The sequence below is a fragment of the Brenneria alni genome, from assembly GCF_003666245.1.
Lineage (GTDB): Bacteria > Pseudomonadota > Gammaproteobacteria > Enterobacterales > Enterobacteriaceae > Brenneria > Brenneria alni.
The window spans coordinates 13722-25859 of sequence record NZ_MJLZ01000014.1 but is presented as its reverse complement, the minus strand read 5'-3'; the positions used below and the strand labels follow the sequence as shown (position 1 = coordinate 25859).

Here is a 12138-nt window from a genome sequence, read left to right as displayed (position 1 = left end):
GGGCGAGATTATGCAATCAGACAAGATATCGCCGGGCAGTTCTCTGTCCGGCAATGAACCGAGTCGGTTACTGGCGATAACCTTCCAAAAAACGCCCGAGTTTGTGCACAGCCATATCCAGTTCGTCAATGCGGGGCAGGGTTACGATACGAACATGATCCGGGTAGGGCCAATTGAATGCCGTTCCCTGGACCAGCAATACTTTTTCCTGCAAAAGAAGGTCCAGAACTAATTTCTGATCGTCGTGAATGTTAAAATGTTTGGCATCGATGCGCGGGAACATATAGAGTGCCCCACGCGGTTTAACGCAGGATACGCCTGGGATCTGGTTAATTAACTCCCAGGCCCGGTTACGCTGTTCATACAGCCGTCCGCCGGGTTGAATGAACTCGCTGATACTTTGATAACCGCCAATGGCGGTCTGAATGGCATGTTGCATTGGAACATTCGCGCACAAACGCATTGATGCCAGCATTTCCAACCCTTCAATGTAGCCTCCGGCGTGCTTTTTCGGCCCATTCAGCACCATCCAACCCTGACGGAAACCTGCAACACGGTAGGTTTTCGATAATCCGTTAAACGTTACGGTCAGCAGATCCGGAGCCAACGCGGCAATAGAGTGGTGCTGGGCATCGTCGTACAGGATTTTGTCGTAGATTTCGTCGGCGAAAATGATCAGGCTATGCTCGCGGGCAATTGCCACGATTTCCAGCAGCAGTTCTTTACTATAAACCGCACCAGTTGGGTTGTTAGGATTAATAATGACAATACCACGGGTACGCGGCGTGATCTTTGTACGAATATCATCCAGATCGGGAAACCAGTCAGACTCCTCATCACATAAATAATGTACGGCATTGCCATTGGATAGCGATACGGCAGCAGTCCATAGCGGATAGTCTGGCGCAGGAACCAGCATTTCGTCTCCGGTATTCAGCAGCGCCTGCATGGCTTGCACAATCAGTTCGGAGACGCCGTTGCCGATGTAAACGTCTTCGACAGTCATATCACGCATATCTCTGGCCTGGTAGTGCTGTACTATGGCTTTGCGCGCTGAGTAAAGACCTTTGGAATCACAGTAACCCTGCGCCGTCGGTAAATTGCGGATAACATCGACCAGAATTTCATCAGGGGCTTCAAAGCCAAAAGGGGCTGGGTTGCCAATGTTTAGTTTGAGGACTTTATTGCCTTCTTCTTCAAGACGCTTGGCTTCCTTCAGAACCGGACCACGGATGTCATAACAGACATTCTCCAGTTTCTTGGATTTTTCAATCGGGGACATAAATATCACAAACCTTTTGCGGGAAAAGCGTATTCCTGTGTGGAATAGCATAACCTGCTTAATGTACTCCTCCTGTAGAGCCTTTTGAAGAATGATTATTGCTTTCTCTGCGAATTATTATGCTAATGCACTGCGATGGTTGTGTACTAGTCTGGTGGTGCGATATGGTAGGCAGATGAGATGGCGCGTTGTCAGTCAGTGAATGTTTTCACTATGAAAATATGCCTCTAGTTATTTAAAAATCTGAGATGATTTATTTTGCGGAATGAAAAAAGAAAAAGTGATTTTTATCAGATTGAGAATTTAAAAATTAAGGGGGTGAATCACTTAAAGTAATGACGACACATCAATTGAAAAGGCGATTGTGGTAACGAAATATAAGTATTTTTTTGCCCTTATCGTGCGTCTGCGATAGTGTCTTTAAAATGTATGGGTTGTTACCAATACATGCAATAAAACACCAGGAATATTTTTGTTAAAAATTAAAATAGATAAGTGATGAATCGTATGACCAACGCAAATCGACCAGTACTTAATCTCGATCTTGATCTACTGAGAACGTTTGTCGCTGTTGCAGATTTGAACACTTTTGCAGCCGCTGCTGTTGCTGTACGCCGGACACAATCGGCAGTCAGCCAACAGATGCAACGTTTAGAGCAACTCATCGGAAAGGAGCTGTTTGCCCGCCACGGGCGTAATAAGCTGCTGACTGAACATGGTATCCAGTTTTTGGGATACGCCAGAAAAATATTACAATTCAATGATGAGGCATGCACGTCATTAATGTACAGCGATATTGAAGGGGCGCTCACTATCGGCGCCTCTGATGATACCGCCGACACCATTCTTCCTTATATTTTACACCGGGTAACATCTGTTTTTCCTAAATTATCAATTGCCGTTAGTGTCAAACGTAGCCCAGAAATGTTGGAAATGCTACATCAAGGAAAAACTGATCTGGTGATTACCACCATGAACAGTGAGGTATTTCCCCATATTCTATTACGAACCTCGCCAACGCTATGGTACTGCGCCGCTGATTATCAATTCAGGCCTGAAGAACCCATATCGCTTGTGGTACTGGATGAGCCAAGCCCATTTCGGACATTGGCATTAGAGCATCTGACTGCGGCAGGGATCCCCTGGAGGATTGCTTACGTGGCATCGACGCTGTCAGCGGTTCGCGCCGCCGTCAAGGCAGGCCTGGGCGTGACAGTTCGCTCGGTCGAGATGATGAGTCCTGGGTTAAGGGTGTTGGGTGAGGCGGAGGGGTTGCCAAGACTGCCGGAAACCCGTTATTTTCTGTGCAAAAACCCACATCATGAAAATGAGCTGACCACAGCGATTTTTAGTGTGATTGGTTCGGGCAATAAATCTTACGTACCGCCAGTGGATGCCTCACCCAGTAGCGATGTTAAGAAACCGCCTTCTGATACTTCACTGAAAGACGCAATATAATTGTATGACAAGTCAGCCATTATTCAGGGTTAGAAAGGATGTGACCCGAATAATGGCGACTTCTTTATCATGTTGCGGCAGGGCAAACGAATTTCGGTTTAGGTAGTTTATCTTTTCCCGCAAGCAGGCTGACGATCGTTACAGCATGCCCTCATTTTATGAAATTACGGTTCTCTTTTTTTAAACTAATTTTGTAAAAAAATCCTCAGATCCAGCATTAGCACGGCCAATTTTTTTACTAACTAAATTGGCAAAAATGTGTTCTGGATCAAAAAATAACCCTAATAACACTATGGGGGAACAGGCATCCGTTTTGGAAATGGTATAGTGGCTGCGTAAACCTGAGTTGCCTGTACCAGCGATTTGTTGAACTGTGATGACCAGTGACTCGATTTAGCTGAAAGCAGCGTTACATGTGTTAACAAAACTTTGTGCATGTGAACAGATATACTGTTATTTTTAGTAAGGTTGAAAAAAGGTTACAAAAATTAGGGAATCAACTATACCAAACGCCGTTTACCTGACACGTTTCCGTGCTTTTGATATGGTTATTAATCCTTCCTTTTAATCGATGTGGTGTGTTAGCTGCCGGAAAAAGAGCAGATGTTAGTGGCCACTTTTGATGAGTAAGCAATGAGTATGTCAACAACTACTGAAGTTCTCGCCCATCATTGGGCATTTGCGCTGTTCCTTATCATTGCCGTGGGCCTGTGCGGCTTTATGCTGACGGGGGGATTTTTGCTCGGTGGCAGAGCAAAGGCCAGGGCTAAAAATACACCTTATGAATCCGGGATTGATGCGGTAGGTTCGGCGCGTTTGCGGCTGTCTGCCAAATTTTATCTGGTCGCCATGTTTTTCGTCATCTTCGATGTTGAAGCTTTATATCTATATGCTTGGGCCGTCTCTATCAGAGAAAGCGGCTGGATGGGTTTCATCGAAGCAGCCATTTTCATTTTGGTGCTGTTGGCTGGTTTGATCTATCTGGTTCGAATCGGGGCGCTGGACTGGATACCAGCACGCTCCAAGAGACAGGTTGTTAAATCAGATATCGTGAGCACCACCAACAATCATCAGCAGTAACAGCGAGGCATTTAAGATGGACTATACGCTCACCCGCATAGAGCCGGACGGTGAGAATGACCGTTATCCCCTGCAACGGCAGGAGATCGTTTCCGACCCTCTGGAGCAGCATGTTCACCGCAGTGTCTATATGGGCAAGCTGGAACACGCACTTCATAACACGGTGAACTGGGGTCGTAAGAACTCTCTTTGGCCCTATAACTTCGGTCTTTCCTGTTGCTATGTTGAAATGACGACATCTTTTACCGCAGTACACGATGTTGCCCGTTTCGGTTCTGAAGTTATCCGGGCATCACCGCGGCAAGCCGATTTTATGGTCGTTGCAGGGACGGTGTTCACGAAAATGGCACCCGTTATCCAGCGTTTATATGAGCAAATGCTTGAGCCGAAATGGGTCATTTCTATGGGGGCCTGCGCCAACTCCGGCGGAATGTACGACATCTACTCCGTTGTGCAGGGGGTGGATAAATTCCTGCCTGTTGACGTGTATATTCCTGGCTGCCCGCCACGGCCCGAAGCCTATATGCAAGCGCTGTTGCTATTACAGGAATCAATCGGCAAAGAACGTCGCCCGCTGTCATGGATAGTGGGGGAGCAAGGCGTTTACCGTGCCAATATGCAGTCCGAGCGGGAACGTAAACGCGGTGAGCGTATCGCAGTGACCAACCTGCGTTCGCCCGATGAGATTTGATCTGTAAATGGTGAATATTGAGGTCGCGTAATATCACGATAACAGTGTGCGACCTTGATCAGATACAGCAATAGCACATTTAATGTGGTGACATATTTATGACAGATTTAACGACGCACGATCTCGCTCTGCCTGCGTGGCAAACCCGCGATCACCTTGATGATCCGGTCATTAGCGAACTGTGTAACCGTTTTGGGCCGGAAGCATTTACTGTACAGGCCACACGTACCGGGGTTCCAGTCGTGTGGGTTAAGCGTGAGCAATTACTGGAAGTCGTTTCTTTCCTGAAAAAACAGCCAAAGCCTTATGTGATGCTGTTTGATTTACACGGCATGGACGAGCGTTTGCGAACGCATCGCGACGGTTTGCCTGCCGCTGATTTCTCTGTTTTTTACCACCTGATTTCCATTGAGCGTAACCGCGACATCATGCTGAAAGTCGCGTTGGTCGAAAGTGATATGCATTTGCCGACCATGACCAAATTGTTCCCTAATGCCAACTGGTATGAGCGTGAGACCTGGGAAATGTTTGGGATGACGTTTGACGGTCATCCGCATTTAACGCGCATTATGATGCCGCATACATGGGAAGGACATCCGTTACGTAAGGATTATCCGGCGCGTGCCACCGAGTTCGATCCTTTTGTGCTGACCAAGCAGAAAGAAGATCTGGAAATGGAGTCGCTGACCTTCAAACCCGAAGAGTGGGGCATGAAGCGTGGCACCGAAAATGAAGACTTCATGTTCCTCAACATGGGGCCTAACCATCCTTCGTCACACGGTGCTTTCCGCCTTATTCTGCAACTGGATGGTGAAGAGATCATCGACTGTATTCCCGATGTCGGTTATCACCACCGCGGCGCGGAAAAAATGGGCGAGCGTCAATCCTGGCACAGTTATATTCCTTTTACCGACCGCATCGAATATCTGGGCGGTTGCGTTAATGAGATGCCATATGTGCTGGCCGTTGAAAAACTGGCGGGTATTGAAGTGCCGGATCGGGTTAAAACGATTCGTGTCATGCTGTCTGAACTCTTCCGTATCAATAGCCATCTGCTGTATATCGGCACTTATATTCAGGATGTCGGTGCCATGACGCCGATCTTCTTCCTGTTTACCGATCGCCAGAAAATTTACGATTTGGTTGAAGCCATTACCGGGTTCCGTATGCATCCGGCATGGTTTCGTATCGGCGGGGTGGCGCACGATCTGCCGCGTGGCTGGGAACGCTTGTTGCGCGAATTCCTCGACTGGATGCCATCCCGTCTGGATACCTATGTTAAAGCTGCCTTGCAGAACAGCATCCTGAAAGGCCGTACTCAGGGTGTTGCCGCTTACAATGCCAAAGAAGCGCTGGAGTGGGGCGTGACGGGCGCGGGTCTGCGTGCAACCGGGATTGATTTTGATGTGCGTAAACGTCGCCCGTATTCCGGTTACGAAAACTTTGACTTTGAAGTGCCGGTTGGCAATGGCATCAGTGATTGCTACAGCCGCGTGATGTTGAAAGTTGAAGAAGTGCGCCAGAGTCTGCGTATTTTGGAGCAGTGCCTGAAGAACATGCCGGAAGGGCCGTTCAAAGCGGATCATCCATTGACTACGCCGCCGCCGAAAGAGCGCACCTTACAGCATATTGAAACCTTGATTAACCACTTCCTTCAGGTTTCCTGGGGACCGGTGATGCCGGCCAATGAATCATTCCAGATGATTGAGGCGACGAAAGGCATCAACAGTTATTACCTGACCAGTGATGGTGGCACCATGAGCTACCGTACCCGTATTCGCACGCCGAGCTATCCGCATTTGCAGCAGATTCCGTCAGTCATCCGGGGATGTCTGGTATCCGATCTGATTGTTTACCTCGGCAGTATTGATTTTGTCATGTCAGATGTGGACCGCTAATTATGCACGATCATAACAATACTCACGATCATATCGACGCTCAGGGGCAATCCGACGTCGATTCACTGACGAAAGAAAATGTTTTTGTGTTGAGCGACGCAGAGCGTGACGCGATTGAGCACGAAAAACATCATTATGAAGATACTCGGGCGGCGTCGATTGAAGCACTGAAAATCGTGCAGAAACAGCGTGGTTGGGTACCGGATGGCGCAATCAAAGCGATCGCCGATGTGCTGGGTATTCCTGACAGTGACGTAGAGGGGGTGGCGACGTTTTACAGCCAGATTTTCCGCCAACCGGTTGGGCGTCATATTGTTCGCTACTGTGATAGCGTGGTTTGTCATATCAATGGTTATCAGGGCGTGCAGGCGGCGTTAGAGCGAAAACTCAAGATTAAACCTGGGCAAACCACGTTTGATGGCCGTTTCACCCTGTTGCCGACCTGCTGTCTGGGTAACTGTGATAAAGGCCCGTCAATGATGATTGACGATGATACCCACACCCATGTGACGCCTGAAGATATCGAATCGTTATTGGAGCAGTACCAATGAGTAAAAACATTGTTCTGACTGCCGAGCGGCACCCTTTGACCTGGCGTTTACGCGACGACAAACAGCCGGTATGGCTGGATGACTATTGCAGCAAAAATGGTTATGTCGGCGCAAAAAAAGCGTTAAGCGGTATGGCGCAGGATGAAGTGGTCTCTCTGGTTAAAGATGCCGGTTTGAAGGGGCGCGGTGGCGCTGGTTTTTCGACAGGGCTTAAGTGGAGCCTGATGCCGAAAGATGAAAGCATGAATATCCGTTACCTGCTGTGCAACGCAGACGAGATGGAACCGGGTACATACAAAGATCGCCTGTTGATGGAGCAACTTCCGCATTTGCTGGTGGAAGGGATGTTGATCAGTGCCTTTGCGCTGAAATCCTACCGTGGCTACATCTTTCTGCGCGGTGAATATATTGAGGCGGCGGCGAATTTGCGCCGTGCCATTGAAGAAGCTAAACAGGCTGGCTTCCTGGGCAAAAATATTCTGGGCAGCGGCTTTGATTTCGAGCTGTTTGTGCATACCGGCGCTGGTCGCTATATCTGCGGTGAAGAAACAGCACTGATCAACTCGCTGGAAGGGCGGCGCGCCAATCCGCGTTCGAAACCCCCTTTTCCTGCATCCGCAGGCGCATGGGGCAAGCCGACCTGTGTTAATAACGTGGAAACGTTGTGTAACGTGCCAGCCATCATTGAGCATGGGGCGGTCTGGTATCAAGGGTTGTCCGCTGGCAAAAGTAAAGATGCCGGAACCAAGCTGATGGGTTTTTCCGGTCGGGTTAAAAATCCGGGTTTGTGGGAACTGCCATTCGGCACTACCGCACGTGAGATTCTTGAGGACTATGCTGGCGGAATGCGGGATGGGCTGAAGCTGAAAGCCTGGCAGCCTGGCGGGGCGGGGACTGACTTCCTGACCGGCGATCACCTCGATCTGCCGATGGATTTCGAGCACATTGCCAAAGCGGGCAGTCGCTTGGGTACCGCGCTTGCTATGGCGGTCGATCATGAAATCAACATGGTTTCCCTAACCCGTAATCTGGAAGAGTTTTTTGCCCGTGAATCCTGTGGCTGGTGCACACCTTGCCGCGATGGTTTGCCCTGGAGCGTAAAATTGCTGCGTGCATTGGAGCGTGGGGAAGGGCAGCCAGGCGATATTGAAACACTGGAACAGCTTTGCCGTTTCCTGGGGCCTGGCAATACCTTCTGTGCTCACGCACCGGGTGCCGTGGAACCGCTGCAAAGCGCCATCAAATATTTTCGAAATGAGTTTGAAGCGGGTATTTCTCCCCACTATCTGGGTAACACCAAAGCGATTGGCGGCATTCAACCTAACCTGCTGAAAGAGCGCTGGTAACCAATTGCCTGATGAGTTTGAGATGCAGTGAATGTATCCGCCGGGCGGCGCTAACAAGCCGCCCTCATAAATTGAATTTTTGATTAGTGCCTGTGGCGACACAGGCCATTATGGAAGCATGCTGACTATGGCTACTATTCATGTAGACGGCAAGGAGTATGAAGTAAACGGCGCGGACAATCTTCTTGAAGCCTGTCTGTCTCTGGGACTTGATATTCCTTATTTTTGCTGGCACCCGGCACTGGGAAGCGTTGGTTCCTGCCGCCTATGCGCGGTCAGGCAATATCAGAACGCGGAAGACACTCGTGGTCGTCTGGTGATGTCCTGTATGACGCCAGCAGCCGATGGGACTTATATTGCTATTGACGACCAAGAGGCCACACTATTCCGTAAAACGATAGTTGAGTTTCTGATGACCAACCATCCTCATGATTGTCCGGTATGTGAGGAAGGCGGTAACTGTCATTTGCAGGATATGACAGTGATGACAGGGCATAATTTCCGCCGTTATCGATTTACCAAGCGTACTCACCGTAACCAGGATCTCGGCCCGTTCATTTCCCATGAGATGAACCGCTGCATCGCCTGTTACCGCTGTGTTCGCTACTACAAGGATTATGCGGATGGCTCCGATCTTGGGGTCTATGGCGCACACGATAACGTCTATTTTGGTCGCCCGGAAGATGGCACGTTGGAAAGCGAGTTCTCCGGTAACCTGGTCGAGATATGTCCCACCGGCGTCTTTACCGACAAAACGCACTCTGAACGCTACAACCGCAAATGGGATATGCAGTTTGCGCCGAGCATCTGCCAGCAGTGCAGCATCGGTTGTAATACCAGCCCAGGTGAACGCTATGGTGAGTTACGTCGCGTTGAAAATCGCTTTAATGGCAGCGTAAACCACTACTTCTTATGTGACCGCGGTCGTTTTGGTTACGGTTACGTCAATCTCAAAGATCGTCCTAAACAGCCGCTTCAGCGTCGTGGCAATGACTGGATTGCGCTGAATGCCGATCAGGCGTTGCGGGGAGCGGCTGATGTGTTGCGTCAGGCAAAGAAAACCATCGGTATTGGTTCGCCACGCGCCAGCATCGAGAGTAACTTTGCTTTACGTGAGCTGGTCGGGGCGGAAAATTTTTATACCGGTATCGCGAATGACGAACAAAATCGTCTGCAACTGATTCTGAAGGTTTTACGTGAGAGCGGAGTACGCACGCCAGCGCTGCGTGAGATAGAAAGCTACGATGCGGTGCTGGTTCTGGGTGAAGATCTGACTCAGACGGGCGCCCGCATTGCATTAGCGGTACGTCAGGCGGTAAAAGGCAAGGCGCGTGAAATGGCGGCGGCTCAAAAAGTGGCCGACTGGCAGATTGCCGCCATCATGAATATTGGTCAACATGCCAAACACCCGCTGTTTATCACCAACGTGGATAATACCCGTCTGGATGATATTGCCGCCTGGAATTATCGTGCTCCGGTGGCCGATCAGGCTCGGCTGGGGTTTGCCATCGCCCATGCGCTGGATGAGCATGCACCGGCGGTCACGGACCTGGCTTCCGGGCTCGATCAAAAAGTGGATATCATCGTTCAGGCGCTGGCCGGGGCGAAAAAACCACTGATTATCTCTGGAACCAACGCAGGCAGCGAAGAGATCATCGAGGCGGCGGCTAACGTGGCGAAAGCGCTTAAAGCGCGCGGTTCCGATGTGGGGATCACATTTGTCGCGTCTGCTGCAAACAGTATTGGTCTGTCGATGATCGGTGGCGGTTCGCTGGATGATGCCCTTGTACAGTTGGAAAGCGGTGACGCTGACAGCGTGGTGGTATTGGAAAACGATCTCTATCGCCATGCGCCTGCCGCCCGTATTGATGCCGCGCTGGAGAGAGCCGGCAATCTGATTGTGCTGGACCATCAGCGTACACGTATCATGGATAAAGCCAGCCTGATTCTATCATCAGCCAGTTTTGCAGAAAGCGATGGTACATTGATCAATCAGGAAGGCCGCGCCCAGCGCTTCTTCCAGGTGTATGATCCCACTTACTATAACGACAGCGTCGTGATGCTGGAAAGCTGGCGTTGGTTGCACGCCCTATTTATTACCTACAACAGCCGCCAGGTTGACTGGACGCAGCTCGATCATGTCATTGATGCCTGTGTCGTTGCGCTGCCGCAACTGTCGGCGATCAAGCAGGCTGCGCCTGATGCATCCTTCAGGATCAAGGGGCAAAAGCTGGCTCGCTCACCGAACCGCTCCAGTGGACGGACGGCGATGCGTGCCAACATCAGCGTGCATGAACCGCGTCAGCCGCAGGATAAAGACACCATGTTTGCTTTCTCTATGGAAGGGAGCAACAGCCCGACAGCCGATCGTCAGCAGATCCCTTTTGCCTGGGCGCCAGGCTGGAATTCACCTCAGGCGTGGAACAAGTTCCAGGATGAAGTCGGCGGTCATCTGCGCCACGGCGATCCGGGGGTGCGCATGATTGAAGCGGGTGAAGATACGCTGGGTTATTTCGATAAGATCCCGGCGGCGTTTGTCGCCCAGGCGGGCAACTGGCGTGTCGCGCCTTACTATCACCTGTTTGGCAGTGAAGAGATGTCACAACGTTCAGCGGTTATTCAACAGCGTATGCCAGAGCCTTATGTGGTGGTTAATCCGGCTGATGCGGCTGTGCTTGGGGTTAACTCTGGTACTCTGGTTGAACTGAGCTGCGAGGGGCAGACGTTGCGTTTACCGCTACGGCTAAGTACCGGGTTGAGTCAGGGACAGGTTGGTTTGCCGCTAGGTTTGCCGGGCATTGCGCCGGTGCTGGTGGGCGCAACCGTTGATAATCTGCGGGAGGCTGCACAATGAGTTGGTTAACACCGGATCTCCTGGAGATACTGAGTTCTGTCGGTAAGGCGATCGTTATCCTGCTGGTCGTGGTGACCTGCGGGGCATTTATGAGTATGGGGGAGCGCAAGCTGCTTGGGCTGTTCCAGGGGCGTTACGGGCCGAACCGGGTTGGTTGGGGCGGTTCGTTACAGCTTGTCGCCGACATGATCAAAATGTTCTTCAAAGAAGACTGGGTGCCGAAGTTTACTGACAAAGTCATTTTTACATTGGCGCCGATGATCGCGTTTACCTCATTATTACTGGCTTTTGCCATTGTGCCGATCAGCCCGACCTGGGGCGTGTCAGATCTGAATATCGGTCTGCTGTTCTTCCTCATGATGGCCGGGTTGGCGGTCTACGCGGTATTGTTTGCCGGATGGTCGAGCAACAATAAATATTCCTTACTGGGGGCGGTACGTGCTTCCGCTCAGACCCTGAGCTACGAAGTGTTTCTCGGGTTATCCCTGATGGGGATAGTTGCTCAGGCGGGTTCCTTCAATATGCGCGACATCGTCGATTCACAGGAACATCTGTGGAACGTGATCCCGCAGTTTTTCGGTTTCATTACCTTTGCCATTGCCGGTGTGGCGGTGTGCCACCGTCATCCGTTTGACCAGCCTGAAGCAGAGCAGGAGTTGGCGGATGGTTATCACATTGAATATTCCGGTATGAAATTCGGTCTGTTCTTTGTGGGGGAATATATCGGCATCGTCACCGTTTCCGCACTGATCGTCACCTTGTTTTTCGGAGGCTGGCATGGTCCGTTGCTGCCGCCATTTGTCTGGTTTGCGCTAAAAACGGCATTTTTCATGATGATGTTTATTCTGATCCGTGCCGCGTTGCCTCGTCCGCGTTATGACCAGGTGATGGCTTTCGGTTGGAAAATCTGTCTGCCGATAACCTTACTGAACCTGCTGGCGACAGCCGCGGTCATTTTGTACAACGCTCAATAAGGGG

The 12138-nt window shown here is 50.5% G+C and carries 9 protein-coding genes; 8 read left to right on the top strand and 1 reads right to left on the bottom strand.

What is annotated here, in order from left to right:
• Positions 1–67: 67 nt before the first annotated feature.
• Entirely contained in the window at positions 68–1282 is a 1215-nt protein-coding gene (locus BIY29_RS08265; protein ID WP_121574666.1) for a pyridoxal phosphate-dependent aminotransferase, read from the bottom strand.
• Between the two features lie 507 nt (positions 1283–1789).
• On the opposite strand from BIY29_RS08265, the gene lrhA reads away from it, so the two are divergent.
• The 8 genes from lrhA (at position 1790) to nuoH (ending at position 12134) form a co-directional block, all read left to right on the top strand.
• Positions 1790–2740 (top strand): transcriptional regulator LrhA, encoded by a 951-nt coding sequence (gene lrhA / locus BIY29_RS08260; RefSeq protein WP_121574716.1) that lies wholly within the window; start codon positions 1790–1792, stop codon positions 2738–2740.
• Positions 2741–3373: 633 nt separating this feature from the next.
• Positions 3374–3820, top strand: a complete 447-nt coding sequence (locus tag BIY29_RS08255; protein WP_121574665.1) for an NADH-quinone oxidoreductase subunit A — start codon at positions 3374–3376, stop codon at positions 3818–3820.
• A 16-nt stretch (positions 3821–3836) separates the two neighbouring features.
• Positions 3837–4511: a NuoB/complex I 20 kDa subunit family protein gene (locus tag BIY29_RS08250; RefSeq protein ID WP_121574664.1), complete on the top strand. Its 675-nt coding sequence runs from the start codon at positions 3837–3839 to the stop codon at positions 4509–4511.
• 98 nt (positions 4512–4609) lie between these two features.
• Positions 4610–6409 (top strand): NADH-quinone oxidoreductase subunit C/D, encoded by a 1800-nt coding sequence (gene nuoC, locus BIY29_RS08245; protein WP_121574663.1) that lies wholly within the window; start codon positions 4610–4612, stop codon positions 6407–6409.
• Between the two features lie 2 nt (positions 6410–6411).
• Entirely contained in the window at positions 6412–6960 is a 549-nt protein-coding gene (gene nuoE, locus BIY29_RS08240; RefSeq protein WP_205680318.1) for an NADH-quinone oxidoreductase subunit NuoE, read from the top strand.
• A complete protein-coding gene (gene nuoF, locus BIY29_RS08235; protein WP_121574662.1) occupies positions 6957–8306 on the top strand; it encodes an NADH-quinone oxidoreductase subunit NuoF in 1350 nt (449 codons plus the stop codon). Before nuoE ends, nuoF begins: the two co-directional genes overlap by 4 nt.
• Positions 8307–8433: 127 nt before the next feature.
• Positions 8434–11160: an NADH-quinone oxidoreductase subunit NuoG gene (nuoG, locus tag BIY29_RS08230; protein ID WP_121574714.1), complete on the top strand. Its 2727-nt coding sequence runs from the start codon at positions 8434–8436 to the stop codon at positions 11158–11160.
• Complete coding sequence (gene nuoH, locus BIY29_RS08225) at positions 11157–12134, top strand: NADH-quinone oxidoreductase subunit NuoH (RefSeq protein ID WP_121574661.1); 978 nt, start codon at positions 11157–11159, stop codon at positions 12132–12134. The genes nuoG and nuoH overlap by 4 nt, the downstream gene beginning before the upstream one ends.
• The last annotated feature ends 4 nt before the right edge of the window (positions 12135–12138 follow it).

What these genes read in the sequence shown, in the direction of transcription:
- BIY29_RS08265 (WP_121574666.1), bottom strand. Translation starts at nt 1,282, where the DNA reads ATGTCCCCGATTGAAAAATCCAAGAAACTGGAGAATGTCTGTTATGAC.
- lrhA (WP_121574716.1), top strand. Translation starts at nt 1,790, where the DNA reads ATGACCAACGCAAATCGACCAGTACTTAATCTCGATCTTGATCTACTG.
- BIY29_RS08255 (WP_121574665.1), top strand. Translation starts at nt 3,374, where the DNA reads ATGAGTATGTCAACAACTACTGAAGTTCTCGCCCATCATTGGGCATTT.
- BIY29_RS08250 (WP_121574664.1), top strand. Translation starts at nt 3,837, where the DNA reads ATGGACTATACGCTCACCCGCATAGAGCCGGACGGTGAGAATGACCGT.
- nuoC (WP_121574663.1), top strand. Translation starts at nt 4,610, where the DNA reads ATGACAGATTTAACGACGCACGATCTCGCTCTGCCTGCGTGGCAAACC.
- nuoE (WP_205680318.1), top strand. Translation starts at nt 6,412, where the DNA reads ATGCACGATCATAACAATACTCACGATCATATCGACGCTCAGGGGCAA.
- nuoF (WP_121574662.1), top strand. Translation starts at nt 6,957, where the DNA reads ATGAGTAAAAACATTGTTCTGACTGCCGAGCGGCACCCTTTGACCTGG.
- nuoG (WP_121574714.1), top strand. Translation starts at nt 8,434, where the DNA reads ATGGCTACTATTCATGTAGACGGCAAGGAGTATGAAGTAAACGGCGCG.
- nuoH (WP_121574661.1), top strand. Translation starts at nt 11,157, where the DNA reads ATGAGTTGGTTAACACCGGATCTCCTGGAGATACTGAGTTCTGTCGGT.